Consider the following 26,329-nt stretch of genomic DNA (forward strand, 5'->3'; position numbering starts at 1 on the left):
GTTGTGTTCTATTGGTCGGCCCAGCGGCGTGCCAGATCACGCCCCAATTGCATCATGTGTACCTGGTCGGGACCGTCGGCGAGGCGCACAGTACGGGCATACATATAGAGTTCGGCGAGGCGAAAATCCTGGCTCAGTCCCGCCGCTCCATGCAGCTGCATCGAACGGTCGATCACCTGGCAGGCCATGCGCGGGGCGATCACCTTGATCATCGCGATCAGCTCCTTGGCACCCTTGTTGCCGTAGCGGTCCATGGTGTCGGCCGCTTTCAGTGTCATCAGTCGTGCCTGCTCTACTTCGCAGGCGGATATGGCGATATCTTCGCGCACAGACCCCTGCTTGCTTAGCGGGCGCCCAAAGGCGATGCGTTGCTCGGCGCGTGCACACATCATCTCCAGTGCCCGTTGGGCCGCGCCAATCAGGCGCATGCAGTGGTGAATGCGGCCGGGGCCGAGGCGACCCTGGGCAATCTCGAAGCCTCGCCCCTCTCCCAGCACAATATTGCTGACCGGCACGCGCACGTTTTCAAACACAATCTCGGCGTGACCCTCGGGGGCGTCATCGTTGCCGAACACACGCATTGGGCGCACCAGGGTGACTCCGGTGGTATCCATTGGCACCAGTACCTGGGATTGCTGGATATGGCGGTTGGCGTTGGTTGGGTCGGTCTTACCCATCACGATGAGTATTTTGCAGCGCGGGTCGCAGGCGCCGGAGATAAACCATTTGCGACCATTGATCACATACTCATCACCGTCGCGCTCTATCAAGGTCTCGATATTGGTGGCATCGCAGGAGGCTACGGCGGGTTCGGTCATGGCAAATGCCGAACGAATCTCGCCGGCCAGCAGCGGCTTCAACCATCGCTCTTTCTGCTCCTCGCTGCCGTAGCGCGCCAACACCTCCATGTTGCCGGTATCCGGTGCGCTGCAGTTGAATATTTCGCTACCAAAACGGGTGCGACCCATCACCTCGGCCAGCGGGGCGTATTCGAGGTTGCTGAGGCCGTAACCGTAATCTTCAAACTCGGGCAGGAACAGGTTCCACAGCCCCTCAGCCTTGGCCTTGGCTTTGAGTGCTTCGATCTCGGCAGGGATCGTCCAGCGATTGGGTTGGGTTTCGATGGTTTCCAGCAGCTGTGCCTCGATAGGGTAGAGATGCTGGTCGAGGAAGCCGGTAACCCGCCCTAGCAGGTCTTTTACCTTATCACTGTATTCAAATTCCATGGAATGCTCCCTGTGTCTGGGGTCGATGTTAGGTTTGAGAGTCGGGTTAGCTGTAGGTGATGGCGTGGCGTCGGTCATCGGGGTCGAGATGGTACAGCTCGTTAAAACTAAACAGGTGTGCTCGGCTACCGGAGTTGCGCAAGCGGGTCACCCCGGTATTACGTAACTGTAGGTTGAGGCTGATCATAGTGCTTGGCGGCGCTTCCAGCACCAGACTGGCCGCCAGGGTGATGGCGCCGCCGCTGCTGACCACCAATACCTTATCTCCGCGAGGAGTGTCCCGCACCGCATCGAGGCTGTGGCGCACGCGCTGTTCAAATTGTTGCCAGCTTTCCGGCAGGTCACCCCGCAGCCGGTTCTCAGCCCAGGCGTGGAGGGCTTTGATCAGCAAGCGGTAAAACACGGAGCGATCGGTTTCACCAGCTCCAGGGCGTTGTTCGGGGTTCTGTTCAAGGTAGAGGCGAAAGATGGTTTCGAAATCGTATTCGCTGAACCCATCGAGGCACTCGAAGGGAACCGGATTGGAAAGCTCGCCGCAGATCGACTCGGCGGTTTGGCGGTGACGGGCCTGACCACCGATGACGATGCGGTCGAAGTGCAATCCCTGCTGCTCGAAATAGTGCCCCAGCCAGCGCGATTGCTGGTGGCCCAGCTCGGAGAGCTGGTCGTAGTTGGCTGCACCAAAGGAGGCCTGGCCGTGTCGTACCAAAAAGATGTCGCTCATGCTCACTCGCAGATATCGAGGGGATGATGAAGTCAGGTATTCAGCATAGTGAGAATACCCGAGGATGAGAAGGCAGGGACAATGATGGTGGGGTATCAGTGGCGCGAATGGTAAGAGTTTGCCGAGGCGCTCAGCTTGGGTACACTAGCGCTATTTGCTTGAGGCGAACTCGTAATATGAACCCACAACGCAGCGTGATCCTGGTTGGAATGCCCGGCGCGGGCAAGAGTACCATCGGTGTGCAACTGGCCAAGGAGTTGGCGCTGGATTTTGTCGATACCGATTTGCTGATCCAGCTGCGCGAGGGCAAACCGCTGCAGGATATTATGGATGAGAGCGGCTATCTTCATCTGCGCTTTATCGAGGAGCAGACGCTGCTGGAGTCCTTCCTGCCGCGCCACGTGATCGCCACCGGCGGCAGTGCCGTCTATGGTCAGGATGGCATGCGCCACCTGCGTGGGTTTGGCCCGGTGGTGTTTCTCGATACCTCCTTGCCCGAGCTTCGTCGCCGTATTCGAAATTACGAAACCCGTGGCATCGCGCGGCGGCCCGAGCAGAGTTTCGAGGAGCTGTTTGAGGAGCGTAGGGCGCTTTACCAGCAAGCTGCGGATATCACCATCGCCTGTGACGGTAAAGACCAGCAGCAGATTCTGGACGAACTCTGCGTGGCCCTGGCGGCGGTATAGAGCTGCCCGTATAAAGAGCGACGGGCAGGGTTCAGTCCAGCGGTCGATAGTCAGCGACCGCTATAAGTCATCAGTATTGAAGGCTATCCAGCGGGCTCTCGGTACCTGCAAAGTGTTGGCCCAGCACATGGGTATAGAGCTGGGTGGTAGCCAGATCGCTATGGCCCAGTAGCTCCTGAACGGTCCGAATGTCACGACCACTTTGCAGCAGGTGAGTTGCAAACGAGTGCCGGAACGTATGGCAACTAACCCGCTTGTTTAAAATTCCTGCCTGTTTAACTGCCCGCTTTAGTGCCTTTCTCGGGGCTGAGTCATGCAAGTGATGGCGGCAGAGTTCACCGGTTAATGGGTGAGCGCACAGCCCTGAAGAGGGAAACAGAAAAATCCAGCCAGGTTGACGAAAAGCATTGGGATACTTGCGACCCAGCGCATGGGGCAGGGAGGGGCCCACGCCTTTGCGATTATCCGCGGCTTGAATGTCGAGAACCCTATCGATATGAGGCCGCAATGGCTGATGCAGGTTTTGACTGAGAATGGTTTTCCGGTCTTTACCGCCCTTGCCGTCACGCACGGTTAATGAGCCGTCGTCGAAACCTACATCCTGCACCCGCAATCGCAGGCACTCGGTAATACGCAAACCGCTTCCGTACAGGATTGAAAATATCAGCCGGTAGGGTCCATGAACCCGCTCAAGGATCTGGCCCACTTCCGAACGGCTGAGTACTTCCGGCAGGCGTCGATGCTGCTTTGCGTACTTAAAGCCCAGATCGCCCAACTGAATCGAGAGTACCTGATGGTACAGAAACACGAGTGCATTAAGGGCAGTTTTTTGGGTGTTGATAGCGACGTTTTGTTCGTACGCGAGCCATGTAAGATAATCCCTGACCTCAACGGCGCCCATGCTTGCGGGGTGGGTAATGCCGTGAAAACGGATATAGCGCTTGATCCAGGTGAGGTAGGTTTTCTCGGTTCTTAGGCTGTATCCTCTTAATCGGATCTCTCGACGTACCTGCTCAATCAGCGCGCTCTTGCCCATGATCTGCACCTCATAATCAATAATGAATATACTGTATATATATACAGTATATTGGAAGGTTGCCAGTTTAATGGTGTAAAGTGGCCTGGTGCTGGGCGCGATCAGGGGTGGTAAATTCAGAAAATATCAAGCAATATCAACAGATTGCGGGAGGTAACGGTTTGGATACTGTGCCACTCGTTTTGTATATATGACCCGGCACGTTTTCACCGGAGGGAAATGGCAGATGCGACCACTAATTCCAAATATTTCAATACCTTTCGCTTGTGATAGATATCTCGCTGCGCGGCCAAAACAAGCCAGCTCAGTATTAAGCTGTTATAGGTCGTAAGTATGGAGCAAAGGAAGGCGACACTTGAAGAAATTGAAGCGAGAGAATGTATCGCTAGATTTCATAAGTGCTCAGGTATACGTATGTCCGGTTTATTTGGTTACGTATGTGAGGGTTGCTTGTCTTTTTCTGCTCAGCAAATAAATGAAGGTAAGTATCTAACCTCAAAAAACTGTAGTTATTGCGGTGCTAAAAGTCCTGTTTTCGGCAATGATGCTGCAGGCTACACTTGCTTAAGTTGCTGTGAAAAAGCAATTAGTAAAGCTAAAGAAACAAGGGCTAGTTTCGAGTGAAAATGCCCTATAACAAGTTTAGCCTGCCTCGCCCCGGAAAAAGCCCCGGGGCTGGACTCGCTATCGCTCGCCGCAGCTAAAGGCGTTAAGCCTACATAAGGATAGTTATGGCTGTATCACCAAAAACAAGAATTCAGGTATGGGGTGAATCTGCCGCAAGGTGCGCGCATTGTAAGGAGCAGCTTATTTATTCTGAAGATTCGGGGCTCCATGAATCTCTCATTGGCGAAGTTTGTCACATATTCGCTCAAGGAAAAAATGGCCCTAGAGCGAATCCGCATATATCACCAGAAGAGCTAGATTCAGCAAACAATCTTTTGCTTCTATGTAGAAAACATCACAAATACGTTGATGATCACCCCGAATTATTTCCTGTAGAAAGGCTTGCAGAAATAAAAATAAAGCATATTGAGTGGATTGTTCGGCAATTATCTATTGCTAAATCGTGGGATTGTAATCTAGCGACTTTGCATTACTTAAATATACCAAGGCTAACCATCCTCTCTGCAATGTCAGGCGAAATGGTAACTTATGATATTGACACAAGCAGAGGGCTGTATTGCCTAGGAGAGAAACTTTTAGGTGTAATGGTTGCATATCAAGGCCTGCTTGAAAAAATGCACCCCAAAGTTATCGATATGCCTGATTTTGCTGAGCCATATGATGATCAAATAGGTATGATTTTTAAGTTTAGTGATCGTTTTCGTACAAAGAATGCACCTTGGCCAGATAGAGAGGCCAATTATTCTAATTATTTGAAAGGGGATATCGCAAAAGATCCTCAGGTATATAAAAAGTTTGGTGATTGGAAACTTGTAATGATTATTGATCCTATGTGGATTACAACGTCAACTGCATTTTGTGATTTTGCCCCATCAGGCGGCCACAATATATTCTCTGGTTTAGCTATGGTGAAAACGATAAATCATGATGACAAAATTATTACAGCAACGCCTTTAGTTATGGGTATACCAAAATCACCATTGCATGACATTTTCAATATGGATATTAATGAAATGCCAAGAACTATTGATGTGTAGAAGGCTTAACAAGTCAATCAACTTCGCGCCTTCGGCGCCGGACGCAGCAAAGCTGCGCCGGTTATTGAGGCGTTAGGCATTAATATGGATCTAGCCGATTTTCTCATAACACTTCTTAGCTCAGCCGGAGCAAGTGCTGCTCTTGCCGGAGTACTTGTATTTTTGAGTCGCAATTGGCTTTCTGAGAGGTTGCGACACAGCATAAAACATGAATATGACCTTAAGCTCACTCATTTAAATAATGAGCTGAAGGCAGAGTCAGAAAAGAATGTAATCTTGTTAAAGACTTCAATTGAAAGAGAGGCTGAAAAAGTTCGTTTTGCCAACGCATCAATTAGTCAAACACAAAAACTGTCAATTGAACGAAAGCTATCAGCTATAGAAACTCTTTGGGAAGGCGTGTTGGCTGCCAGAAAAAATATTCCAGTGGTAATGGGATTTATCGATATTCTCACAGAAGATGAATATTCTTCCATGAAAAATCATCGAGACTTCCAAGCGATGGTTGGAGAGCTGTCCACCGAAAAAATAACTCAAATGTATGAAGATAATGTTGGTTCTCGGGAGAGAGTGCGGCCTTATGTTGGTGAATACACTTGGGCCCTTGTAAGCACATACCAATCAATCATTTTACGCACAGCTCTTTTAATCCAAATGGGTCAAAAAGACAGCGAAAAGCTCAACTGGCATTTAGATTCAGGTATACAGCAATTATTAAATTCGGCTCTATCTGAGACTGAGGTAGCCGAATTTGATGAAACAAAAATCGGTAAAGTAAACTGGATTCAAAGGAAGTTTGAATTCAAGATTCTCGCTGCCATGCAAGTCGTTATTAGTGGCGAGCAGTTCGGGGATGAAGCTTTAAGACAAGCTATGAAAATGGAAGAGAAAGTGCAGCAACTATCAAATGCCTAACAATCACATCAAATTCGCTCTCTTCGGTCGCCGGACGCTCGTACCTCGCGCCGTTTATGTGGGGCGTTATGGGGTTCTAAGGTTTAGCGTTACATCCATACTTTTGTGAAGGATTCGGATAATTTCAATCTTGGAGTTATGTCCGAGTTTATAGAAAATAACGTGACTACCCTGAGGAAATTTAAGATAACCATCTTTAATAAAATCACATGACTTGCCAATTTCTGGAGAATCAGCAAGCATATGAAACGAGTCGTCGAATTGCTTTACGTAGATATTACGCTGATCATGCCCCCATTTTTCTTGGGTGAATTTAGCAATATTTTTTAAATCACTTTTGGCTTTTGCTGAAAGTTTGAAAGGAATCATTAATGGTCTTCATTATCCAATTCAGCAATAAGGCTTTCATAGCTATAATCTGTAAATCCGCTTTTTTCTCCCTCATCCAGCAAATTGCGCAGTCGCTCAAGTTTGGTTTCACTACCTTCAAGCATTCTCAAACCTGCCCTTACAACTTCACTAGCCGAGCCATAGCGGCCACTTTCAAGCTGCTTAGCTATAAAGCCATCAAAATGTTCACCAAGGGTCATGCTCGTATTTTTGGCCATACCACACCTCTAAAGTACCAATATATACCCAATTCTGGTATAAACCCCATAACAAGTCAATTAACTACGCGCCTTCGGCGCTGGACGCAGCAAAGCTGCGCCAGTTATTGAGGCTCCTATGAAACCGATATTCATTGCTCCTGAGGAGCGTCGCAGGCGCACCTCTGATGTGTTGGTAGATTTGGCGAATAGATGTTCTGGAAAGACGATAACCCTGCGAGAATTAATGAATGGCTTGGGGGATCGAACATATGGAGTAGCACTTATCATTCTGGCTGCATTCAATATTATCCCGTTTGTTTCCACATTCTCGGGACTTATAGTGGCTTTAATAGGTACTCAGCTACTATTCGGATTTTCACGCCTCTACCTACCCGATAGGATGCTCGATCATCAATTACCGGCAGAACGGGTTCGATCATCACTCACTGTGTTTTCGCGCAAAGTGATCACGTTAGAAAAATTTATTCGGCCCCGGTGGCATTTTACTGAAGCGCCAATCGTAGATCGATTCAATGGGATGATGATCATGATGCTCGGGGTCGTAATCGCGCTACCTATTCCATTCGCGAATTTTGGGCCTGCATTCGTACTTATTATTATGGCGCTTGGGCTTCTTGAAAGAGACGGCGTTGTTCAGGTTCTTGCAGCTGCATTTGGGTTTTTTATTATGGGCGTAATATATACTCTACTTTCAAATAGTTTGGGAGGCTGAGTAGTAATGAAATCTAACAAATGTGTCATGTCGCCAGCAAAAAGCGCTGGCTCGGACTCGCGTTGCGCTCCGCTACACGCGAGCCGCATACACAAGCGTTAACGCCCTAACGGTTCATTCAATGTCAGATTGTTGCTCAACATCATGCAGTACTACCGCTTTTCCTAAGAGGCATGTCTGCCCATCGAATGGAAAAGAGTATGGCTTTGTATCACCTGAAACTATAAAGCATCACATCAAAGCCCCCTGGGCATGGGTAGCAAAAGATCAGGGATACTACTTCTGCTCCGATCCAGATTGCAGCGTTGTGTACTTTGGCCAGGATAACTCAGTCATCGAAAAGGCTTCTGTTCGTACCGAGGTGGGGGTTAAAGAAAACTCAGACGGCTCTCTTGTGTGTTATTGCTACGGTGTTACCAGAGCAGAGGCTAAGAGCAACTCAAGCATTCGTCAATTTGTAATCGAGGAAACCAGGCAGAATCACTGCGCATGTGAATCCAGAAACCCATCTGGAAGGTGCTGTCTGGGGGAGTTTCCCAAATAACGACAAGCGCTGACACGGCGCTTAACGTTCAGCCCCGCTGCGCGGGTCCTGGACTGTCGCTGCTGCGTGGATCCCTCCCGTTATTGCGGGCGTTATGGGCCAATAGATTCAGTGTGGATTTGCGTTCGAATTATTACCGCTTCGAGGGTCTGTGCGCCGCGCACTTTACCGGCAGATCGTCGATAACACCATCGAGTGCGGCACCAAGGATCAGCAGTAGATAGTGGACGGGCTGTGTGTGGCGCTGGCAGCGTTGCAGCGGCCAGCGCTATCCAGTCTAGAACTGGGCTGCGGGCAGGTGGACGACGACGCCGTCAAGCTCTGCGGTGATCTCGATCTGGCAGCTGAGGCGGCTGCGCTCGTCGGCACCGGGGATCGCTTCCAGCATCTCTTGCTCGCTATCGCCGGCGCCACCGGTCTTGTCGTTCCAATCGGCATCGACAAAGCAGTGGCAGGTGGCGCAGGCTCCGGCGCCACCACATTCACCGAGGATGCCGTCGATCATATTATCGACTGCGCCCTGCATAATTGTGTTTCCCACCGGTACTTCGGCTTCATATTCGTTGCCATCTGCGGTGATGTATCGTACTAAAGGCATTGCTGTCCCCCGTCAGGTATAGGTTAGTGCTCAGGTGAGCAGGGATTTGGGTTCGATCTGCTCATCAGCCAACTGCGCCGCGTCTATGGTTGTCCCCCGGGTAAGCAGTTGCTTGGCTACCATAAACTCTTTGGGGCGGTTGATACAATCGGCCGCCAGCAGTTTACCCTGTTTCAGGTACCAGGCAACAAAGCTGGAGCTGTTGTCGGGATCGCCTCGCAGCACGACCTGGTCATACCCCTGGTTGAGGCCGGCGATCTGTAGCTTGAGGTCGTACTGATCGGACCAAAACCAGGGCAGGCTGTGATTCGGGGCGGGCTTGTCGCACAGGGTGAGGGCTGCGCACTTGGCCTGTTCCATCGCGCTGGGCACCGACTCCAGCCGAATCGCCTGTTCTGCGAAGGCGTTGGGGTGTTGGGTGCAGTCGCCGGCTGCAACGATAGCCGGGTCACTGGTCTGGCAGAACTGATCCACGATGATGCCATTGGCCACCTCCAGTCCCGACTCGGCGGCCAGCTCCTGGTTGGGAACGACACCGATACCCACGATCACCAGATCGGCTTCAAACACGCGCCCATCCTGGCAGCGGACCCGCTCCACCCGACCACTGCCCTCGAAGGCCTTGACCTGGCAGTTAAGTTCGATGGTGACTCCCTGCTCGCGATGAATGCGGGTATAGAAATCGGATACCGGCGCGGCGGTGACCCGCTGCAGAACGCGCTCCATCATCTCCAGTACCCTGACCTCCACCCCCAGCTTGCGTAAGGAGGCAGCGGTTTCCAGGCCGATATAGCCACCGCCGACGATAAGCGCACGCATTCCGGCTTGCACGCCTTGCTGAATCGCTTGCACATCTGCCAGTGTGCGCAGGTAGTGGACCCCTTTCAGCTCCGCTCCCGGTATCGGGATCTGCCGTACACGCGCACCGGTACAGAGCGCCAGCTTGCTGTAGGGCAGGGACTCGCCATCATTGAAGATCACGCGCTTGGCGTTGCGGTCGATCTTGTCTATCCGGCGGCCGGTGAGCAGGGTTATATCGTGGCGCCCATAGAGCTCTGCCGGGCGAATCAGCAGCTGCTCGGCGCTGCGGGTACCCGCCAGATACTCCTTGGAGAGCGGCGGGCGTTGGTAGGGGGCGCAGTCCTCCTCACCGATGAGGGTGATCGCCCCGCTCCAACCCTGCTGGCGCAGATTGACCGCGAGTTGCGCACCAGCGTGGCTGGCGCCGATGATAATGGCATGGTCTGTTGGCATTGGCCTTAGGCTCCGGATTCGGGGGTGTTTTTCTGCTTTCGGTTGATGGCTTTACTGTATCGGGAAATTTTGAGGGATGCACGCTGGAGGAGGCCTTAGTGCCGTCATAGCCGCGACCCTGGCGTTCAATTTATCCGTCGTGCCCACGTAAACCTTTCGTCATAGCTGCACAACCCTTCCGTCGTACCCGCGAAGGCGGGTACCCATGAAAACCGTGGATCTCCGCCTGCGCGGAGATGACGGTTATGAGGAGATGACAGTTATGAGGAGGTAACGATTATGATTGGATTTCAGCTATGACAGGATGTACGGCGGCTGAGATGTTGTCAGGGTGAACCCCGACGGGTGCCTCAAGGGGCGGCGGGTCATTGTCCCCTTAAGAGTCCCCATCCATTTCGGCCTTCGCATCAGCCGCCCTAAACGATAGAATCCCCCAGACGTCACCACCTTTTAATAGGGAAATATGTTCAATGGCCATTTTTAGATGCAGTAAGTGTGCTCACCTTCGGGAAGTGGGTAGCGACTATATTGGGAAAGCGGTGAAATGCCCCAAGTGTGAACAGGTTAACCGAGTTCACGATACATTGATCTTTATTAAGTCGCTGATCCACAAGCACATCGAACTGAGTCGGGAGCTAAAGGGCATACGTGAGGTCGCAAGCGATGAGACGTATGAGAACAAGCTGTTCAGCGATATCGATATACATAACACTAATGCCCTCTCTGAGGCGCGCAACCTTGAACCAATTCTACAGTGGTTTGAGGGGCGCAATATACAGGCCCATATCAATCCTGGTGCGGCTGACACTACAGGGTTCTTTGATGAGATCTCCCTGCTTATGGGTAACCAGTTTAGTGTTCTTAACGTAGTCAGCAATCAGATTAAATACGTGCAGAATAAAGGCTATGATAACGTCAAAATCGATCTATCTAAGAAAACACGCCAGGAGATTCAGCAGATCACCAGTTTTTGTAAAGCGCTTTACGACTATTCATTTGTCGCGAAATATTTCTATGACAAGAAAGGGGGACTGGTTCGCCTGACGCTACAAAAAGCCGCTAAAGTGAGGGACTTCTTTAATGGTATCTGGATGGAGTGGTTCGCTCTTATTAAGTTGCTGGAGCTTTTTAGTGAGCATAAAATTGCTCCCTGCTGCACTCGATCTTTGAACATATCTTTTAGCGATGGTCGCAGCAATGAGCTGGACCTGTTCGTCCTCACGGAAAAGAACATTCCCATTTGTATCGAATGCAAAACCGGAGAGTTTCGTCAGGATATCGACAAATACCTATCGCTACGCAAGCAACTAAAACTCGACAAAAGCCAGTTTGTGCTGTGCGTTTTTGGTCTCAGTGACGAGCAAGCGCTGGGCATGACCAGCATGTATGATCTGACTTTTGTAAGCGAAACCTCGCTCGCATCCCATATCCAGACACTCTTATAACATTCAGTCTCACCCTTTTAAACGCCCGTGTAATGGAGCCGCCGTACCTGCACAAATCTTTCCTTCGTACCCGCACACAACCCTTCCGACGTACTCGCACGCAACCCTTCCGTCATGCTCGCGAAGGCGGGTACCCATGAAAACCGTGGATCTCCGCCTGCGCGGAGATGACGACTGTGAGGAGATGAGGGTTATGAGGAGATGACGATTTTGAGGATATGTCCCGGAGGTAGGCATTTTGTGGGGGCGCATCCCGGCGAAATACTTTCCGTCTGGCAAAAATTCAGCTGGCCGTCAGGGCAAAACCCATACAAAGAGGCGCGCTGAAAGCACCCCCTAAAACCATTCGTCGCGCATCTCATAGGCCTCGGGGGCAAAGCTTTGCAAACGATCCGCCAGCGGTTTTATCTCTGGTAGCTCCCAGCGCACGTAGTAGCGGGCGGCTTGCAGTTTGCCTTGGTAGAAATGGGCGTCAGTGCTGCCCTCGGTACAGGTATCGAGTCCGCGTGCGGCCGCCAGTGCCTGCTTCACCCAGATCCAGGCCACCACCACGCGGCCGAACATATCCAGGTAGAGGGTGGCATTGGCCAGGGTCAGGTCGGTGTCGCTGGCGAGGCGGCTGAGCAGGGTGGTGGTGGTTTTGCTGAGGAGGGTCAGGGCTTCGGCCACCGCCGTCGCCAGTGAGGTGATCTGGGCGTGGTGGGCGGCCTCTTCGAGATCCCGGGTGACGGTTTCGATAAACAGTTGGTAGGCCGCCATATTGCCCATGGGAACTTTGCGCCCCAGCAGGTCGAGACCGTGGATCGCCTCGGTGCCTTCGTGGATCGGGTTGAGGCGGTTGTCGCGGTAATACTGCTCCAGTGGATACTCGCGCATATAGCCCGAACCTCCGAGCACCTGAATCGCCAGTTCATTGGCCTTTAGGCCGTAGCGTGAGGGGAAGGATTTCACCATCGGTGTGAGCAGGTCCAGCAGGGTGAATGCCCGCTGGCGCGCTTCTGCTGTGGCGGCGGTGTGGCTGTCTTCGTAGAGGGCGCTGGCGTAGAAACAGAGCGCCATTGATCCTTCGCAGTAGGCTTTTTGGGCTAGAAGCATACGTTTTACATCGGCGTGCTCGACGATGGCGACCTGCTTCGAGGCGGGGTCACGGTTGGAGGGCAAGCGCCCCTGAGGACGATTGCGGGCGTAGTCGAGGGAGTGGTTGTAGCCCTGGTAGCCGAGAATGGCGGCTCCCATGCCGACCCCGATACGGGCTTCGTTCATCATCTGGAACATATAGCCCAACCCCTTATGGGGTTCGCCAACGAGCCAGGCTTTTGCGCCGCCTTTTTCGCCGAAACTAAGGGCGGTGGAGGTGGTGTTGCGGTAACCCATTTTATGCAACAGCCCGGCCAGGGCGACGTCGTTGCGCTCTCCCAGTGAGCCGTCGGCATTAACCAGTACCTTGGGGCAGATAAACAGCGAAATGCCCTTGGCCCCGGCGGGTGCGCCTTCGATTTTGGCCAGTACCATGTGCACGATGTTGTCGGTCAGGGATTGGTCGCCACCGGAGATGAACATCTTTTGCCCGAACAGCCGGTAGCTGCCATCGTCCTGTAGCCGCGCGCTGGTGGTGATATCGGCCAATGCCGAGCCCTGTCCCGGTTCTGTCAGGGCCATGGTGCCGGCGAAGCGACCGTCCTGCATGGGTGGCAGGTAGAGTGCCTTCTGCTCGGCGCTGCCGAAGGTGCGGATCAGGTTGGCGGCACCGATAGTGAGGAAAGGGTAGCCCGCGCTGGCGACGTTGGCGGCGGTGATGTAGGCCATGGCGCTGCGCAGGATGATCTCCGGCATCTGCAGGCCACCCTCATCGAAATCGTAGTGGGCGGCGAGAAAGCCCGCTTCGGCGAAGGCATCCCAGGCGGCTTGAGTCTCCTCGATCATGTGCACGCGCTCGCCGTCGAAGCTGGGTTCGTTGGCATCACCCTTGGCATTGTGATTGGCGAAGTATTTGGTGGCGATGGCGCGGGCAGTGTCGAGAGTGGCGTTAAATACCTCCCGTGAGTGCTCCTGGTAGCGATCGCGCTCCAGGAGTTGCTCGGTATCGAGCAGTTCGTAGAGCAAAAAATCGAGGTCACGGTCGTTGAGTAACTGGTCGGTCATGGCGGTCTCCGGGGTGGCCGTCGTTGTGCATCGGGTCTCGACGATTTGGTTGCGCGATGACTATAGCATGGGGGGCAGGGGGCGCATCGGCAGCGACATTTATAGTGATTGATCAGCTTGGTGAATGGGCGCGGGCAGAGGAATGCGTCCTTCGAGCAGCGATGTCCTATGCTTAGGGCTAAGCGCGGCGGGCAGCCGGATTAACCCAGGTTATGGGGCGATGTGGGAACATCGTGCTATTATGCGCGCCTTTTGCGCGGATGGGGTCTTCAGTTGCGGCCAATCCCCCCGTGAATCATCTGCCGCGATGGCTATGCCGAGGGCTGACAATGAGATACACCGTATACGACACGCCAGTGGTCAAACAGCTGTTTATCGGGCTCTCCTGGTGTGTGTTCAAGCTCCTTGGATGGAAGCTTAAGGGTGAGATACCCAAAGAGCGAAAGTTTGTGCTGATCGCGGTGCCTCACACCAGTAACTGGGACTTTCCCCTGACCATCGGCCTGGCGTTCCTGTTCGGATTCAAGCTCTACTGGATGGGCAAGGATTCGTTGTTTTGGGGGCCGGCGGGGCCGATCATGAAATGGTTTGGCGGTATACCGATTGATCGTTCGCGCGCTAATAATATGGTTGAGCAGGTCGTTGAGGCGTTCCGTGTTAGCGATGAGTTGGTGGTGACCATTCCACCGGAGGGAACCCGCTCAAGAGTCGACCGCTGGAAGACCGGTTTTTATTATATCGCCAGTGGTGCCGAGGTGCCGATAGGGTTAGGGTTCCTCGACTATGCCACCAAGACGGGAGGCTTCGGCCCCACTTTCTACCCAACCGGTGATATCGACCAGGATATTATCGATATCCGCCGGTTCTACGCCGATATGCGGGGCAAAAACAGCGATCAATGCGTCTAAGCCAAGACCCTCTATCGAGCACCGAACGGTAGCGGCTGCAGGCGCCTGCTAAGCTGATCTCCCTGCAGTGCCTCGTGCAGCTCATCGCTCAGGCAGCGTGTCATCTCCACTACCTGGTTCCAGCGAGTGATACGTTCGTCATTACCCAGCTCCACGAAATCGTTACGGTCGGGAATCTTGCCGCCGGGCAGGCTGGCGATAAAGGCCGGACTGGGGGTTACCAGTAGCACGTTGCGGTAGTTATCCATACTCGGCTGGCGCCACTTCAGGGCCTTGTCGAACCATCCCGGGGCCACTCGGGGTGAAAAGTGAGGGTATAACACGATACCCGGCTCCTGCCCGAAGGGGATATCGAAGTGATAGTCGGTAACGCCGCCATCGCGGTAGGTTCCCGCTGGCGCCTGCTCGATATCCCTGACCCCGGACATCACCAGTGGAATGGACGCCGAAGCCATTAGCACCCTGTTGAGGTTGCCGGTTGTCAGGGGGTGGATGCCGTGGGGCAGTTCCTGCAGTTGGTGGAAGGGCGTGGTGTCGGGATTGACGCTGAACAGGGCGCGTTCGAAGCTGAGCCCCAGGCTGCGGCGGCTGGCGAGATTTCCCAGCGCCGCCATAATGACGCCGCAGGCCAAGACGGCTTTACGCTCCGATGCGCAGAGCCCACGAGAACGCACGGCCATAATATTGAGGCGAAAGCGGGCGTGGTTAATGGCATGATCGGCGCCGGCCTCGCCCAAAATCTGGTGCAGCAAATCTGCGCTGACCTTGCTCACATTCTCAGGGGTGGGTTTACGGTCGTAGCGCTGGTTGATGTAGGCCTGCTCGAAACGCTCGAAGGCCTGCAGTGGATCACGACTGGCGTAGCATGCGAAGCGCCAGCTGCCGATGGAGGAGCCCAGCAGTTGCACTGGCTGGTCGCTGGATGGGAAAAACTGGCTCAGCAGATAGCGGTCGATCTCCCGTAGCACCAGCCACTTGGGGCCGCCGGAGGCACCGACCATGGCGGTGATGTGGGCGGACTTCAAACCATTGTCACGGATCCAGTTACGGGCGCCGTCACCGGCGTAGAAGTGAAGGGAGGGCATCTTGGGGTCTCACATTCGTATCGGGTGCAGGGTGTTGGAAGGGGTACTCTATCAGCTGGACGTCGTCAGGGCGCGCTGGACGATGGCCAATAGTAGCGCTGGATAGGCAACCATTAACGGTCGTTATGTCGTTGCAGGTTGCCTGCCCCCTGGTCATCTTGCCGATTATGGCAGTCTATGCAGCTAGCCCAGTAGCAGGCTGTCGTCCGCCAGCTCTTCGCCCTTATTACGGGCAAACAGCTCCAGCAGGTCGGCGACCTCTAACCCTTCCCGTTCGGCGCCTGCAATATCAAACGCGATCTGGCCCTCATGCAGCATCACCGTGCGCTGCCCTACATCCAGCGCCTGGCGCATACTGTGGGTTACCATCATGGCGGTGAGCTGCTGCTCCTCGATGATGTTGCGGGTCAGCCGGAGTACGAAGTCGGCGGTTTTGGGGTCAAGGGCGGCGGTGTGTTCGTCCAGCAGCAGGATTTTCATCGGTTGCAGGGTGGCCATCAGCAGGCTCACCGCCTGCCGCTGTCCGCCGGAGAGGAGGCCCATACGATCGTCGAGCCGGTTTTCCAGACCCAGTCCGAGGGTGGCGAGGCGGTCGCGAAACTGTTCGCGGTGTTCCTTGCGGTTGGCCAGCAGCAGCCCTCGGCGGTGGCCGCGGCGCATGGCCAGAGAAAGGTTCTCCTCGATCGACAGGTTCTCGCAGGTACCCGCCATGGGGTCCTGAAACACCCGCGCCACATCACCGGCACGGCGGTGGGTCGGCAGGCGCGTTACATCCCGGTCATCGATCTTGACCTGGCCGCTGTCGATCATGGTCTCGCCGGACAGTGCGTTGAGCAGGGTCGATTTGCCGGCGCCGTTGCTGCCGATGACGGTCACAAACTGGCCTTCGGGAATGGTCAGGCTGAGGCCTCTAAGGGCCGGGTTTTGGAGGGGCGTACCGGGGTTGAAGGTGACGCAAATCTGGTCGGCGTGGATCATAAGGCGTTCCCCCGACGTTTTCTTGACCAGCTCTGTTTGAGGCCGGGAAGCACAATGGCGATGGTCACCAATACCGCGGTGATCAGGTTCAGGTCCTGGGCTTTGAGGCCGATAAAATCAGCGTTCAGCGCGAATGCAATGGCCAGCCGGTAGAGAATCGCTCCGAGCACGCAGGCGATGACCGCCAGTACCACCGTGCGGGTCGACATGATCGCTTCGCCGCCGATGACGGCAGCCAGCCCGATAACGATGACTCCGACTCCCATGGTGACATCGGCGCTGCCCTGACTCTGGGCAAATAGCGATCCTGCCAGCGCCACCAAGGCGTTAGCCAGCGCCATGCCCAGCACCGTAACCCAGCCGGTAGCGACTCCGTGGGCTCGCGCCATACGCCCGTTGGCGCCGGTGGCTCGCATCGACAGGCCGATCTCCGATTTTAGAAACAGGGTGAGCAGCATCATGACGACGGCGAGGACACCGGCAAACGCCAGGGGGATGCTGAAGTAATAGGGCATGGCCCAGTTTTCGACGGGAGTCAGTAGGGTGGTCTCCCCCAGCAGCGCAACGTTGGGTTTGCCCATGATGCGCAGGTTGACCGAATAGAGGGCGATCATCACCAGAATAGAGGCGAGCAGATGCAAAATTTTGAGGCGTACATTGAGCCAGGCGGTTAGGGCACCGGCCATCGCGCCGCCACCGAACGCCATGGCGGTGGCGAGCCAGGGGTTGACCCCGGACACGATCGCGGTAGCACTGATTGCGGCTCCGAGAGGGAAACTGCCATCGACAGTGAGATCAGGAAAGTCGAGGATTCGAAAGGAGATGTAGACGCCCAAAGCAACGAGACCGAACAGTAGTCCGGTCTCGATGGCGCCCATAAAGGCAATTAAACTCACAACAGCACCTTTAGCGGCTAAGTATTACGGATCAATGTGATCACTTGATAACGGTTTTTGCGCTCTGGATCAGGGAGTCGTTGAGCATGATGCCCATACGCTTGGCGGCACCCGGGTTAACAAAAAGCTCCAGTCGCTGAACACCTTCAACGGGCATATTGGCGGGGCTTTCTCCGTCCAGGATGCGCGCGACCATAATACCGGTTTGACGACCCACTTCGTAGTAGTTAAAGCCTTGGGCCGCAACTGCGCCACGGGCAACGGAGTCGGTGTCGCCGGTGACCACGGGAATGAGGTTCTGCTCGGCTACCTTGACGATCACCTCCAGCGCGGAGATAACGGTGTTATCGGTAGGCAGGTAGATAACGTCTACTTTACCAACCAGTGAGCGGGCGGCGGTTTGGACATCGGAGGATTTGGTAGCGGCGGCTTCTACTACAGTCATGCCGTGCTGGGGGGCGAACTCCTTAACCAGTGCGACCAAGGTGACCGAGTTGGCCTCGCCCGGGTTGTAGATCACGCCCACGCGTTTGGCTGTCGGTGCGACCGTCTTGACCAACTCCATGTGCTTGTTGATCGGGGACATATCGCTCATGCCGGTAATAAATTTACCGGGCTGGTCCAGCGCCTTAACCAGCTTGGCACCTACTGGGTCGGTCACTGCGGTGAACACCAGCGGAATGTTGCGTGCAGAGGCCGCTGCAGCTTGCGCCGAAGGAGTGGCGATGGCGACGATCACATCGGGGGATTCACCGGCGAATTTTTTGGCGATCTGGGCAGCGGTTGCCGGGCTGCCCTGGGCGCTTTCGTAGCTCCATTTAAGGTTTTCGCCCACGTTATGGCCGCGCTCGGCGAGCTCATCCTGGACGCCCTGGCGGACGGAATCGAGTGCAGGGTGTTCAACAATCTGAGTGATGGCAACGTGCTTGTCGGCGGCCTGCAAGCCGGTGGCTCCCAGCGCCAACAGTGCTGCGGAGGCGAGCGTAATAAGAGGTTTCTTCATAATGGTCATAATGGGTACATTCCATGGAGGAGTTATTTTCATTGTGAGGCTACCCTAGCACAGTTTTTCCGGGCGGAAAAAGTGGTCGCTGAGCAAGCGATCGAGTGGCGTTGAAGGTTATTTGTGCTGGGTGCTTGCGGCTTATGGGGTGAGTTGTTGCTGGTCAATCCAAAATAAAGGGTTTTAAATTCTAAAAAGTTGGGTTTGTTGGGTTATAACGCAATTTAAATCCACGGCTGGCCCGGTATAATCACCCCCAACGTCAGTTTTGTTCGATCGCTTGCCAGTGTCTTATCCGGTGCCAGGCGGCGGTGGAACAGCAGGATCTACCCGGTCCCGGTACCGCGCCTATCTAGCGAACGTGCCACAGGCTGACGCACAATTAACCCTATCTCACCGATAGATCAGCAGACGCAGACAGCGAGCCAAAATTCCATGACGGCCTTCGATCACCGCAAATACAAACCCTTTCCTCCCATCAAACTGAGCGATCGCCAATGGCCCGATCGGGTTATCGATGCCGCTCCTTACTGGTGTAGCGTTGACCTGCGCGACGGTAATCAGGCTTTGATGGAACCGATGAGCGTCGAGCAGAAGAAGCGACTGTTTCTGCTGCTGGTGGATATCGGCTTTAAGGAGATTGAAGTTGGCTTTCCGGCCGCCTCCCAACCCGATTTTGATTTCCTGCGCCTGCTGGTGGACGAGAAGTTGATACCCGATGATGTCACCGTGCAGGTGCTGACCCAGGCCCGTGAGCCGTTGATTGCCCGTACCTACGAGGCCCTGATCGGGGTTAAGAGCGCTATTGTGCATATGTACAACTCCACCTCCACGGTTCAGCGCGAGCAGGTGTTTCGGCTCGACACCGACGGTATCAAGCAGATCGCCGTCGACGGGGCGCGGTTGTTGGTCGAGTATGCCGCTCGTTATCCGCAAACGCGCTGGACCTTTCAATACTCACCCGAAAGTTTCACCGGCACTGAGTTGGAGTACGCGGTGGAGGTGGTCGATGCGGTCACCGATATATGGCAGCCCAGTGTCGATCGCCCCGCGATTATTAATCTGCCGGCCACGGTAGAGATGTCAACGCCAAACGTTTATGCCGACCAGATCGAATGGTTCTGTCGTCGGGTCGCGCGCCGTGAGGCATTGCAGATCAGTATTCATACCCATAACGATCGTGGCTGCGGCGTAGCCGCGGCAGAGCTGGCGGTAATGGCTGGAGCCGATCGTATCGAGGGAACGCTGTTCGGAAATGGCGAGCGTACCGGTAATATGGATATCATCACCATGGCGATGAACCTTTACAGTCAGGGGGTCGATCCCAAACTGCAACTCGGCGCCATGGACCGTATTTCCCGTACCTATAAAGAGTGCACCCAGTTGCCGATTCATCCGCGCCACCCCTATGTCGGTGAGCTGGTGTTTACCGCATTCTCCGGCAGCCATCAGGATGCCATTAACAAGTGTCTTGCGGGGTACCAGCCGGGAGACTACTGGCAGGTGGCCTACCTTCCGATCGATCCGGCGGACCTCGGGCGCTCGTACCAGGAGGTGATCCGTATCAATAGTCAGTCCGGTAAAGGGGGCGTGGCCTATGTGTTGGATCGGGAGTTCGGCTTGCAGTTACCTCGCTGGATGCAGATCGATTTCAGTCAGCGGGTCCAGCAACGGGCCGAGCAGGAAGCGACGGAGCTGTCACCGGAGTCGATCTGGCAACTCTTTAAAGAGAGCTACGTAGCGCGAAAATTGCCCTACCATCTCGAAGGCTATCAGGTGACCCGTCGTGACAAGCAAGATAGCCTGGTGGCAGAGGTCAGTGTCGGGGGTAAGCCGGTGAGCATGGCCGCGGCTGGCGGTGGCGTGGTCGATGCATTCGTACAAGCGTTACAGGGCCATAGCGAGCATCGCATCGGTGTGGTGGAGTATTCCGAACACGCGATCGGGCAGGGTGAGGATGCCAGGGCAATCGCCTACGTACTGCTGACTGTTAATGGTGAACGCGTCTGTGGTGTGGGTATCAGTGAGGATATTGTGAACGCCTCGTTGAGCGCGATCCTGAGTGCGTTAAATCGGTCTGCGGCGGCGGCGCAAACCCGGGCGGCGTAGAGCGGGTGGTAACCTATAGCGCATTGGCTTGGCTCATTATGCCGGAATAAGGCGCCTGTTCAGGCGCCTTTTTTAAAGGGGGAAACCTCGATCTTAAAAAGGTAAAAAAAGGTCGCAAGATAACCGGAGGGCGCTGGCAGTAAAAGCTAACGGGTGGAGAGAACTTGGCATATACTTTCACTGCTGCCCCCCCCCCCTCTGAGAGGGCTTATTCTGAGGTCTCTATTATGAAAGTTGCCATCCTTTCTCGTAATCCCAATCTTTACTCTACTCGTCGTTTGAAAGAGGCAGGTGAAGCACAGGGCCACGAAGTCGATATCATCGATACCATGCACTGTTATATGGATATCACCAGTAGTAAGCCTTCGGTACGCTACTATGGCAAGGCGTTGCCGGCTTATGATGCGGTTATACCCAGAATCGGGGCATCGGTTACCTTTTACGGTACATCGGTGGTGCGTCAGTTTGAAATGATGGGCACCTTCTGCATTAACGAATCGGTTGCGATCAGTCGTTCGCGAGACAAGCTGCGCTCCCTACAGCTGCTGTCGCGCAAGGGGATCGGCTTGCCGCGTACCGGTTTTGCTCATCACCCTGACAAAATAGACGATTTGTTGAAGAACGTGGGTGGAGCTCCGGTGGTTATCAAATTGCTTGAGGGGACTCAGGGAATTGGTGTGGTTTTGGCGGAAACAAAGAAGGCCGCAGAAAGTATTATCGAAGCCTTTATGGGTCTAAAAGCCAATATTTTGGTGCAAGAGTATATTAAAGAGGCGGGCGGCGCGGATATTCGTTGCCTGGTGATTGGTGGAAAAGTGGTCGCAGCGATGAAACGCCAGGCAGGGGAGGGCGAGTTTCGTTCCAACTTGCACCGCGGAGGTACGGCAGAGCTCGTTCGCTTAACACCAGCCGAGCGCAAGACAGCGGTGGATGCGGCGCGCACCATGGGGCTGAATATGTGCGGGGTGGATATATTGCGTTCCAATAATGGGCCGGTAGTGATGGAGGTGAACTCCTCTCCGGGTCTTGAAGGGATTGAAGAGGCAACCGGGAAAAATATAGCGGGAATGATATTTGATTTCATCGCCAGTAACGCCCAGCCAAATCGAACCCGTACGCGGGGTAAGGGGTAATCGGGGTGGCAGATAAGTTCCAGATCGGTGGCGTAGAGGTCAAGCCCGGAGAGACTAAGCGCATAGAGCTCCCTACTGTGCGGCTTTACACCGATACGAGCATGGGAATTCCTGTGTATGTACAGCGGGGGAAACGCGCGGGTCCCACGTTCTTTGTAAGTGCCGCGATTCATGGTGATGAGCTTAACGGGGTGGAGGTTATCGGCCGCCTGTTGAAGAGCAAGTCGTTGAAGAGTTTGAGTGGGACGTTGATCGCGGTGCCGATCGTGAATGTTTACGGGGTGTTGAGTCAAAGCCGTTATTTTCCTGACCGGCGCGACCTTAACCGATCGTTTCCAGGCTCAACACGGGGTTCCTTCGCGGGCAGGGTTGCCAACCTTTTTCTTAAGGAAATTGTTTCTAAATGCGACTATGGAATAGATCTTCATACGGGGGCCATTCACCGCAGTAATTTGCCCCAGATACGGGCTAATCTCGATGACAAAGAAACTCGGGATATGGCGCGTGCATTCGGTGTATCGGTCATGGTCAATTCAAATCTGCGTGATGGTTCTTTGCGTGAGAGTGCATCAGGTTTGGGGGTGAAGGTTCTTTTGTATGAGGCAGGTGAAGCCTTACGTTTTGATGAGCTTTCCATTCGCGCCGGCTATAGGGGAGTGATTAATGTTATGCGGCACCTGGGTATGTTGCCAAAGAGGCGTACTCGCTCTCCGGTCGAGCCTTTCGAGGCTCGCGAGAGTGCCTGGGTACGTGCATCTGAAAGTGGCTTTATTACCCATCTTAAGGAGTTGGGAGACTACGTCAAAAAAGGCGACGAACTGGCAGTGATTAAGGACCCCTATGGCGAGGTTTTGAATACGGTTGAGACCAAGTATGAGGGTATTATTATCGGTAAGCAAAATATACCTTTGGTTCAGGAAGGTGAGGCGATGTATCACATCGCGTACTTTCATAAACCCGACGAGGTTCTCGAAAGCCTTGGATTGATGCAGGATCACCTTATTCCGGAGCCGGAAACAGAGCCATCGGGCGAAGTGACGGGGTAATTGGGGCAACTTTTTGGGGAAGTTTGCATAAAGAGGCTGACGCGTTGGAAACATTGAATGGAAAAATGCTGGTAGGGGGGATTGAACAGTGTGACCTGCCGGAGTTCGATATTTATGGACTTCATGTGCGTATCGACACCGGCGCGCAAACGTCATCGCTTCATGTAGATAATATTGAAGAGCTATCACGTGATGGAGAGGTCTGGGTTCGATTTGATATTCATCCAGATATCCATCAGGTAGAGTCGATTGTGCGCAGGGAAGCCCCTGTTGTCAGTCTGCGCAAGGTCAAGAGCTCCAATGGAACTTTTCAAAAGCGTTACCTGATTGATACTCGTATCTGCATGGGTAACGACGATTGGACCATACAGCTTACCCTCACTGACCGCTCAGAAATGTCGTATCTTATGCTATTGGGGCGTCAAGCGATGGGTGATCATATGATCGTCGATCCGGCACTGGAGTATGTGCTAAACAATGGCCTGTGTAAGTGAGTTTTGTGTTTGTGATCTTAGAACCAACCTTTCTTTTTGAACAGCCAAGCCTGAATTCCAACGATAGTTGTCAGGAAAACGCAAAATACCATGAACGCATAGGGGTTTTCTGAGCCGGGAATACCTCCCACATTAATGCCCAGTAAACCGGTAAAAAATCCTAGTGGTAAGAAGATGGCGGCAACGATGGAAAGCACGTACATGCGGTTGTTCATACGCTCCGCAAGCCGGTTGTTGATCTCTTCGTGGATGACCGCCGCCCGGTCTCGAATGGAGTCAAGGTCTTCGATATAACGGGTTAGTACGTCGGTCGTCTCCCTCAGGCGCAAACGATTGTTGTTATCGATCCAGAGAATCTTTTCTGATTGCAGTTGCAACATGGCCTCGCGCTGTGGCGACAAGTAGCGTCTAATGGAGATCACCTGTTGCCGTATGCCGGCTACTTCACCCCGTTGAAGTCCTGCGATTGACAGAAGAAGCCGTTCTTCCAAACCGTCAACTGTCTCATCGATGTTGCCGAGAGTCTGTTGCATGCGTGAAATCAGGTTAGCAGTAAGCTCGCAAATCAGGGCACCGGCACTATCGGGACCGGTTCCTGCCGCAATACTGAAAGCCAGATCCTGGGCAGACAACAGGCGTCGCCTGCGGGTGCTGATAACATGTTTCCCATCGCTCCAGATGCGTATTGAGACCATATCGTCAGGGTCCTGGCCCGGACTCAGGTTAACCCCGCGCAGGGCGACGAGTAACTCGCCATTAATCAGGCTAGTCCGTGGGCGAGTCTCTTCGCTGAGCAGCGCGTCGGCTACTAGCGGTTCTATTTCTGACCGCTGTTGCAGCCAATGTTGGGCCTGTTTATCGGTATAGTCAAAATGCAGCCAAACGGGCGTCGACGGTAACCCTGATTCTATATCCTCCCATCGACAGGGAGATCCCTTGTTATCTCCGTTAAGATAAAAGCCATAGATCAGGCCCGTTGTGCTGTTAGTCATGGTGGTCTCCGGTACGGGAAACTGTCAGCTGAGTGCTGACAGAGCCATCGATGGATCGCAGGTGCAGGTCCCTTTGAGGGAAAGGTATTTCGATGTTTGCGTCGGTCAGTGCGGATTCAATCTCCCAAAGATAGATCGAAACGGGATTAGCGTGGCGAGGTAATTGGTTTCCGCGGACCCAGACTACCAGTTCGAAATCCAGGCTATTGTCGCCAAAGTTGACCAGCCATACATCGGGAGCGCGATCCTTGGTATTGATCGTTAGTTTTACCGCCAGAGCTGCACTGAGGGTGACTTTTTTAACCTCCTCTTTGTCGCTGCCATAGGCAACACCAAAGGGTATGTGTAAACGGCGAAAGTCATCGTTGTACGTGTAGTTTGTGACGCGCCCACTAATAAACTCGGAATTCGGTACCAGAATGTCGATATTGTCCCAGGTGCTAATTTGGGTGCTGCGTACGTTGATCGACTTGATTCGTCCGCGTACGCCGGACTCCAGCTCGACCAGGTCGCCGACCTTCAACGGGCGTTCAAACAGTAGAATCAGGCCAGAGATAAAGTTGTTAAAGATCGACTGCAGGCCAAAGCCGATACCGACGCCGAGGGCGCCAAAGATGATCGCCAGGTTGGAGAAGTCGAGCCCCAGGGCGGAAAAGGCGATCAGTAATCCTGCCGTGATAATTACGTAATGGAAGATGCGCCCGATTGTGAACAGCGCGGACTCAGACACGTTTTTGCGGGACTCTCCGAAGCGCATAATCCCCCTTCGAATTAGCGAGGAGAGCGTAATCGCCAACAAAAGAATGACCACAAATCCGGTCAGGCTGGCGAAGGTAACCGGCGCTTCGTTGACGGAGAACAGCGGGTAATCCCAGAGGAGTTCGACCTCACCGAGGGTGGCTTTTGCCATGCGGCCGATAGAGAAATTTTCCAGCGACCACCAACTACGCTGGCCGAGTGCAATGGCCTCATAGCCGATAAACAGATAATGGGTTTGACGGATGCGGTAGGAGACTCCTTGCATCATCTGCCGCGCTCCACTGAGGGCTCCCCACGCGTTTTTTACTTTAGCTGAACTCAAAAACTCGCTGGATATTTCGAGAGACGTTAGCAGATCGGTAAAGTCACTATTGGATTTTTTCAGAAGTGTCTCCAGTTCGTCCCAGGTCTGCTGCTGGGGGGGAGGCAACGGCAGGTGGGTTCCTGAAATACCTCTTTCTATCATTAGTTCAAGCTCAAGGCTGGCCTGCTGAGCCCTTAGGTTTAGCCATTGCGCGTTGGACTGAAAACTCTTCAGGCGCCTGTCAATGTTCTGTACTGACTCCGTTGAGGAGGAGAGTGAGGCGGTTACCAGTAATTGAGATGTATTGTCAGTGAGGCTGCTGTCAGAAATTCGCGTCTTCAGGTCAAGCAAGCGTTGCTCGAGTTTTTTTTGGTTATCCGGGTCAGGTGTGAGGCGTTGCACAGCCAACTCTTGCAGGGTAGATAGCTCGTTTTTTCGCTGTTTTAGCAGGGCGATCGCTTGCTTTAGGCGCTTATCTTGATGGTCGGCCATGGCCAGTTCAAGTTGGTGGCGTATTAATACAGCAGCCACCCGAAGTCGTTCAGTGGAGGTTTCAGGTGCGTCCCGGTAGCGCACCAATTCGTTGGAAACACTAGTACGTAGCTCATCGATAAGGTCGGTCGTGGTGCTTGCCTCATGGCTATAAGCAAGTAGTTGGTTGTCATATTTTACCTGGTGCTGAAACAGGTCGAGCCATTGGGAGACGTTGTAGGTGTCGAGGGCGCCGGGTAGATCGGCCACAAGCAACAGCTTATTGGAAGTAGAGCTGATCGCCTTGATAACTGAATAGATGGTTGCAAGCGTTTGTTGGGTAGACGCCTCGTTGGTAGAGCCCAGTCCCGATCGCAATTGGGATTCCACCTCCTTCAGGTAATCACGACGCTCCTCAACGCTCATGCCTTCGAGTAGCGTCCACCAATTGGGAGTGAGTTTTTCTATATTCACGGCAGGAGTCGCCGGTTTGGAGGTTTCGGCGCTAACAACAAGGGCCGGTGTGAATAGAAGTAGCAGGCTGAGCAGAAGCGATCGCATTATTGTCATCCGTGGGTTTTAAAGTACAGGTAG

25 protein-coding genes are annotated in these 26,329 nt (G+C 53.8%); 11 read left to right on the forward strand and 14 right to left on the reverse strand.

Annotation, left to right across the window (positions count from 1 at the left end; genetic code table 11):
• Positions 1-8: 8 nt before the first annotated feature.
• Both ACP3PW_RS08030 and ACP3PW_RS08035 read right to left on the reverse strand, forming a co-directional pair.
• Entirely contained in the window at positions 9-1,226 is a 1,218-nt protein-coding gene (locus tag ACP3PW_RS08030; RefSeq protein WP_426416172.1) for an acyl-CoA dehydrogenase family protein, read from the reverse strand.
• Positions 1,227-1,272: 46 nt separating this feature from the next.
• Complete coding sequence (locus ACP3PW_RS08035) at positions 1,273-1,950, reverse strand: histidine phosphatase family protein (RefSeq protein WP_426416173.1); 678 nt, start codon at positions 1,948-1,950, stop codon at positions 1,273-1,275.
• A gap of 176 nt (positions 1,951-2,126) precedes the next feature.
• Here ACP3PW_RS08035 and ACP3PW_RS08040 point away from each other — a divergent pair, with 176 nt between their 5' ends.
• On the forward strand, positions 2,127-2,636 hold the full coding sequence (locus tag ACP3PW_RS08040) for a shikimate kinase (RefSeq protein WP_426416174.1): 510 nt from the start codon (positions 2,127-2,129) through the stop codon (positions 2,634-2,636).
• A 70-nt stretch (positions 2,637-2,706) separates the two neighbouring features.
• Here ACP3PW_RS08040 and ACP3PW_RS08045 read toward each other — a convergent pair whose 3' ends face one another.
• Positions 2,707-3,672 (reverse strand): integron integrase, encoded by a 966-nt coding sequence (locus ACP3PW_RS08045; protein WP_426416175.1) that lies wholly within the window; start codon positions 3,670-3,672, stop codon positions 2,707-2,709.
• Between the two features lie 731 nt (positions 3,673-4,403).
• Between ACP3PW_RS08045 and ACP3PW_RS08050 the strand changes: the two genes are divergently transcribed.
• Both ACP3PW_RS08050 and ACP3PW_RS08055 read left to right on the forward strand, forming a co-directional pair.
• Positions 4,404-5,336, forward strand: a complete 933-nt coding sequence (locus ACP3PW_RS08050; protein WP_426416176.1) for an HNH endonuclease signature motif containing protein — start codon at positions 4,404-4,406, stop codon at positions 5,334-5,336.
• An 84-nt stretch (positions 5,337-5,420) separates the two neighbouring features.
• Positions 5,421-6,251 (forward strand): hypothetical protein, encoded by an 831-nt coding sequence (locus ACP3PW_RS08055; protein ID WP_426416177.1) that lies wholly within the window; start codon positions 5,421-5,423, stop codon positions 6,249-6,251.
• Between the two features lie 66 nt (positions 6,252-6,317).
• Here ACP3PW_RS08055 and ACP3PW_RS08060 read toward each other — a convergent pair whose 3' ends face one another.
• Both ACP3PW_RS08060 and ACP3PW_RS08065 read right to left on the reverse strand, forming a co-directional pair.
• The gene (locus ACP3PW_RS08060; protein ID WP_426416178.1) at positions 6,318-6,620 is read right to left on the reverse strand and encodes a type II toxin-antitoxin system RelE/ParE family toxin; all 303 of its coding nucleotides are present in this window, start codon (positions 6,618-6,620) and stop codon (positions 6,318-6,320) included.
• Entirely contained in the window at positions 6,620-6,859 is a 240-nt protein-coding gene (locus ACP3PW_RS08065; RefSeq protein WP_426416179.1) for a type II toxin-antitoxin system ParD family antitoxin, read from the reverse strand. Before ACP3PW_RS08065 ends, ACP3PW_RS08060 begins: the two co-directional genes overlap by 1 nt.
• 118 nt (positions 6,860-6,977) lie before the next feature.
• On the opposite strand from ACP3PW_RS08065, the gene ACP3PW_RS08070 reads away from it, so the two are divergent.
• Both ACP3PW_RS08070 and ACP3PW_RS08075 read left to right on the forward strand, forming a co-directional pair.
• Positions 6,978-7,574, forward strand: coding sequence for an exopolysaccharide biosynthesis protein (locus tag ACP3PW_RS08070; RefSeq protein WP_426416180.1), 597 nt, complete (start codon positions 6,978-6,980; stop codon positions 7,572-7,574).
• Between the two features lie 121 nt (positions 7,575-7,695).
• The gene (locus tag ACP3PW_RS08075; RefSeq protein ID WP_426416181.1) at positions 7,696-8,118 is read left to right on the forward strand and encodes a putative iron-sulfur cluster-binding metallochaperone; all 423 of its coding nucleotides are present in this window, start codon (positions 7,696-7,698) and stop codon (positions 8,116-8,118) included.
• Between the two features lie 277 nt (positions 8,119-8,395).
• Here ACP3PW_RS08075 and ACP3PW_RS08080 read toward each other — a convergent pair whose 3' ends face one another.
• Positions 8,396-8,716, reverse strand: coding sequence for a 2Fe-2S iron-sulfur cluster-binding protein (locus tag ACP3PW_RS08080; protein ID WP_426416182.1), 321 nt, complete (start codon positions 8,714-8,716; stop codon positions 8,396-8,398).
• Positions 8,717-8,746: 30 nt separating this feature from the next.
• The gene (locus ACP3PW_RS08085) at positions 8,747-9,970 is read right to left on the reverse strand and encodes an NAD(P)/FAD-dependent oxidoreductase (protein ID WP_426416183.1); all 1,224 of its coding nucleotides are present in this window, start codon (positions 9,968-9,970) and stop codon (positions 8,747-8,749) included.
• 470 nt (positions 9,971-10,440) lie between these two features.
• Here ACP3PW_RS08085 and ACP3PW_RS08090 point away from each other — a divergent pair, with 470 nt between their 5' ends.
• Positions 10,441-11,415, forward strand: a complete 975-nt coding sequence (locus tag ACP3PW_RS08090; protein ID WP_426416184.1) for a hypothetical protein — start codon at positions 10,441-10,443, stop codon at positions 11,413-11,415.
• 336 nt (positions 11,416-11,751) lie between these two features.
• Here ACP3PW_RS08090 and ACP3PW_RS08095 read toward each other — a convergent pair whose 3' ends face one another.
• Positions 11,752-13,557, reverse strand: coding sequence for an acyl-CoA dehydrogenase (locus tag ACP3PW_RS08095; protein ID WP_426416185.1), 1,806 nt, complete (start codon positions 13,555-13,557; stop codon positions 11,752-11,754).
• A 329-nt stretch (positions 13,558-13,886) separates the two neighbouring features.
• On the opposite strand from ACP3PW_RS08095, the gene ACP3PW_RS08100 reads away from it, so the two are divergent.
• Positions 13,887-14,465, forward strand: coding sequence for a lysophospholipid acyltransferase family protein (locus ACP3PW_RS08100; protein ID WP_426416186.1), 579 nt, complete (start codon positions 13,887-13,889; stop codon positions 14,463-14,465).
• 11 nt (positions 14,466-14,476) lie between these two features.
• On the opposite strand, the gene ACP3PW_RS08105 is transcribed toward ACP3PW_RS08100, so the two are convergent.
• The 4 genes from ACP3PW_RS08105 to ACP3PW_RS08120 all read right to left on the reverse strand — a co-directional run bounded on the left by ACP3PW_RS08105 (position 14,477) and on the right by ACP3PW_RS08120 (position 18,436).
• Positions 14,477-15,550, reverse strand: coding sequence for a patatin-like phospholipase family protein (locus ACP3PW_RS08105; protein ID WP_426416187.1), 1,074 nt, complete (start codon positions 15,548-15,550; stop codon positions 14,477-14,479).
• 183 nt (positions 15,551-15,733) lie between these two features.
• Positions 15,734-16,528, reverse strand: a complete 795-nt coding sequence (locus tag ACP3PW_RS08110) for an ABC transporter ATP-binding protein (protein ID WP_426416188.1) — start codon at positions 16,526-16,528, stop codon at positions 15,734-15,736.
• Positions 16,525-17,424 (reverse strand): ABC transporter permease, encoded by a 900-nt coding sequence (locus tag ACP3PW_RS08115; RefSeq protein WP_426416189.1) that lies wholly within the window; start codon positions 17,422-17,424, stop codon positions 16,525-16,527. Before ACP3PW_RS08115 ends, ACP3PW_RS08110 begins: the two co-directional genes overlap by 4 nt.
• Before the next feature lie 40 nt (positions 17,425-17,464).
• Positions 17,465-18,436, reverse strand: coding sequence for an ABC transporter substrate-binding protein (locus ACP3PW_RS08120; RefSeq protein WP_426416190.1), 972 nt, complete (start codon positions 18,434-18,436; stop codon positions 17,465-17,467).
• 426 nt (positions 18,437-18,862) lie between these two features.
• Between ACP3PW_RS08120 and leuA the strand changes: the two genes are divergently transcribed.
• The 4 genes from leuA to ACP3PW_RS08140 all read left to right on the forward strand — a co-directional run bounded on the left by leuA (position 18,863) and on the right by ACP3PW_RS08140 (position 23,209).
• Positions 18,863-20,536, forward strand: coding sequence for a 2-isopropylmalate synthase (leuA, locus tag ACP3PW_RS08125; protein WP_426416191.1), 1,674 nt, complete (start codon positions 18,863-18,865; stop codon positions 20,534-20,536).
• Positions 20,537-20,763: 227 nt separating this feature from the next.
• Entirely contained in the window at positions 20,764-21,669 is a 906-nt protein-coding gene (gene rimK / locus ACP3PW_RS08130) for a 30S ribosomal protein S6--L-glutamate ligase (RefSeq protein WP_426416192.1), read from the forward strand.
• Between the two features lie 5 nt (positions 21,670-21,674).
• On the forward strand, positions 21,675-22,715 hold the full coding sequence (locus ACP3PW_RS08135) for a succinylglutamate desuccinylase/aspartoacylase family protein (protein WP_426416193.1): 1,041 nt from the start codon (positions 21,675-21,677) through the stop codon (positions 22,713-22,715).
• Between the two features lie 44 nt (positions 22,716-22,759).
• On the forward strand, positions 22,760-23,209 hold the full coding sequence (locus ACP3PW_RS08140; protein WP_426416194.1) for an ATP-dependent zinc protease: 450 nt from the start codon (positions 22,760-22,762) through the stop codon (positions 23,207-23,209).
• A gap of 17 nt (positions 23,210-23,226) precedes the next feature.
• Here ACP3PW_RS08140 and ACP3PW_RS08145 read toward each other — a convergent pair whose 3' ends face one another.
• Complete coding sequence (locus tag ACP3PW_RS08145) at positions 23,227-24,201, reverse strand: zinc transporter ZntB (RefSeq protein WP_426416195.1); 975 nt, start codon at positions 24,199-24,201, stop codon at positions 23,227-23,229.
• On the reverse strand, positions 24,194-26,296 hold the full coding sequence (locus ACP3PW_RS08150) for a mechanosensitive ion channel family protein (protein WP_426416196.1): 2,103 nt from the start codon (positions 26,294-26,296) through the stop codon (positions 24,194-24,196). The genes ACP3PW_RS08145 and ACP3PW_RS08150 overlap by 8 nt, the downstream gene beginning before the upstream one ends.
• Between the last annotated feature and the right edge of the window lie 33 nt (positions 26,297-26,329).

Source organism: Aestuariirhabdus sp. LZHN29, from assembly GCF_049985285.1.
Lineage (GTDB): Bacteria > Pseudomonadota > Gammaproteobacteria > Pseudomonadales > Aestuariirhabdaceae > Aestuariirhabdus.

What these genes read in the sequence shown, in the direction of transcription:
- ACP3PW_RS08030 (WP_426416172.1), bottom strand. Translation starts at nt 1,226, where the DNA reads ATGGAATTTGAATACAGTGATAAGGTAAAAGACCTGCTAGGGCGGGTT.
- ACP3PW_RS08035 (WP_426416173.1), bottom strand. Translation starts at nt 1,950, where the DNA reads ATGAGCGACATCTTTTTGGTACGACACGGCCAGGCCTCCTTTGGTGCA.
- ACP3PW_RS08040 (WP_426416174.1), top strand. Translation starts at nt 2,127, where the DNA reads ATGAACCCACAACGCAGCGTGATCCTGGTTGGAATGCCCGGCGCGGGC.
- ACP3PW_RS08045 (WP_426416175.1), bottom strand. Translation starts at nt 3,672, where the DNA reads ATGGGCAAGAGCGCGCTGATTGAGCAGGTACGTCGAGAGATCCGATTA.
- ACP3PW_RS08050 (WP_426416176.1), top strand. Translation starts at nt 4,404, where the DNA reads ATGGCTGTATCACCAAAAACAAGAATTCAGGTATGGGGTGAATCTGCC.
- ACP3PW_RS08055 (WP_426416177.1), top strand. Translation starts at nt 5,421, where the DNA reads ATGGATCTAGCCGATTTTCTCATAACACTTCTTAGCTCAGCCGGAGCA.
- ACP3PW_RS08060 (WP_426416178.1), bottom strand. Translation starts at nt 6,620, where the DNA reads ATGATTCCTTTCAAACTTTCAGCAAAAGCCAAAAGTGATTTAAAAAAT.
- ACP3PW_RS08065 (WP_426416179.1), bottom strand. Translation starts at nt 6,859, where the DNA reads ATGGCCAAAAATACGAGCATGACCCTTGGTGAACATTTTGATGGCTTT.
- ACP3PW_RS08070 (WP_426416180.1), top strand. Translation starts at nt 6,978, where the DNA reads ATGAAACCGATATTCATTGCTCCTGAGGAGCGTCGCAGGCGCACCTCT.
- ACP3PW_RS08075 (WP_426416181.1), top strand. Translation starts at nt 7,696, where the DNA reads ATGTCAGATTGTTGCTCAACATCATGCAGTACTACCGCTTTTCCTAAG.
- ACP3PW_RS08080 (WP_426416182.1), bottom strand. Translation starts at nt 8,716, where the DNA reads ATGCCTTTAGTACGATACATCACCGCAGATGGCAACGAATATGAAGCC.
- ACP3PW_RS08085 (WP_426416183.1), bottom strand. Translation starts at nt 9,970, where the DNA reads ATGCCAACAGACCATGCCATTATCATCGGCGCCAGCCACGCTGGTGCG.
- ACP3PW_RS08090 (WP_426416184.1), top strand. Translation starts at nt 10,441, where the DNA reads ATGGCCATTTTTAGATGCAGTAAGTGTGCTCACCTTCGGGAAGTGGGT.
- ACP3PW_RS08095 (WP_426416185.1), bottom strand. Translation starts at nt 13,557, where the DNA reads ATGACCGACCAGTTACTCAACGACCGTGACCTCGATTTTTTGCTCTAC.
- ACP3PW_RS08100 (WP_426416186.1), top strand. Translation starts at nt 13,887, where the DNA reads ATGAGATACACCGTATACGACACGCCAGTGGTCAAACAGCTGTTTATC.
- ACP3PW_RS08105 (WP_426416187.1), bottom strand. Translation starts at nt 15,550, where the DNA reads ATGCCCTCCCTTCACTTCTACGCCGGTGACGGCGCCCGTAACTGGATC.
- ACP3PW_RS08110 (WP_426416188.1), bottom strand. Translation starts at nt 16,528, where the DNA reads ATGATCCACGCCGACCAGATTTGCGTCACCTTCAACCCCGGTACGCCC.
- ACP3PW_RS08120 (WP_426416190.1), bottom strand. Translation starts at nt 18,436, where the DNA reads ATGACCATTATGAAGAAACCTCTTATTACGCTCGCCTCCGCAGCACTG.
- leuA (WP_426416191.1), top strand. Translation starts at nt 18,863, where the DNA reads ATGACGGCCTTCGATCACCGCAAATACAAACCCTTTCCTCCCATCAAA.
- rimK (WP_426416192.1), top strand. Translation starts at nt 20,764, where the DNA reads ATGAAAGTTGCCATCCTTTCTCGTAATCCCAATCTTTACTCTACTCGT.
- ACP3PW_RS08145 (WP_426416195.1), bottom strand. Translation starts at nt 24,201, where the DNA reads ATGACTAACAGCACAACGGGCCTGATCTATGGCTTTTATCTTAACGGA.
- ACP3PW_RS08150 (WP_426416196.1), bottom strand. Translation starts at nt 26,296, where the DNA reads ATGCGATCGCTTCTGCTCAGCCTGCTACTTCTATTCACACCGGCCCTT.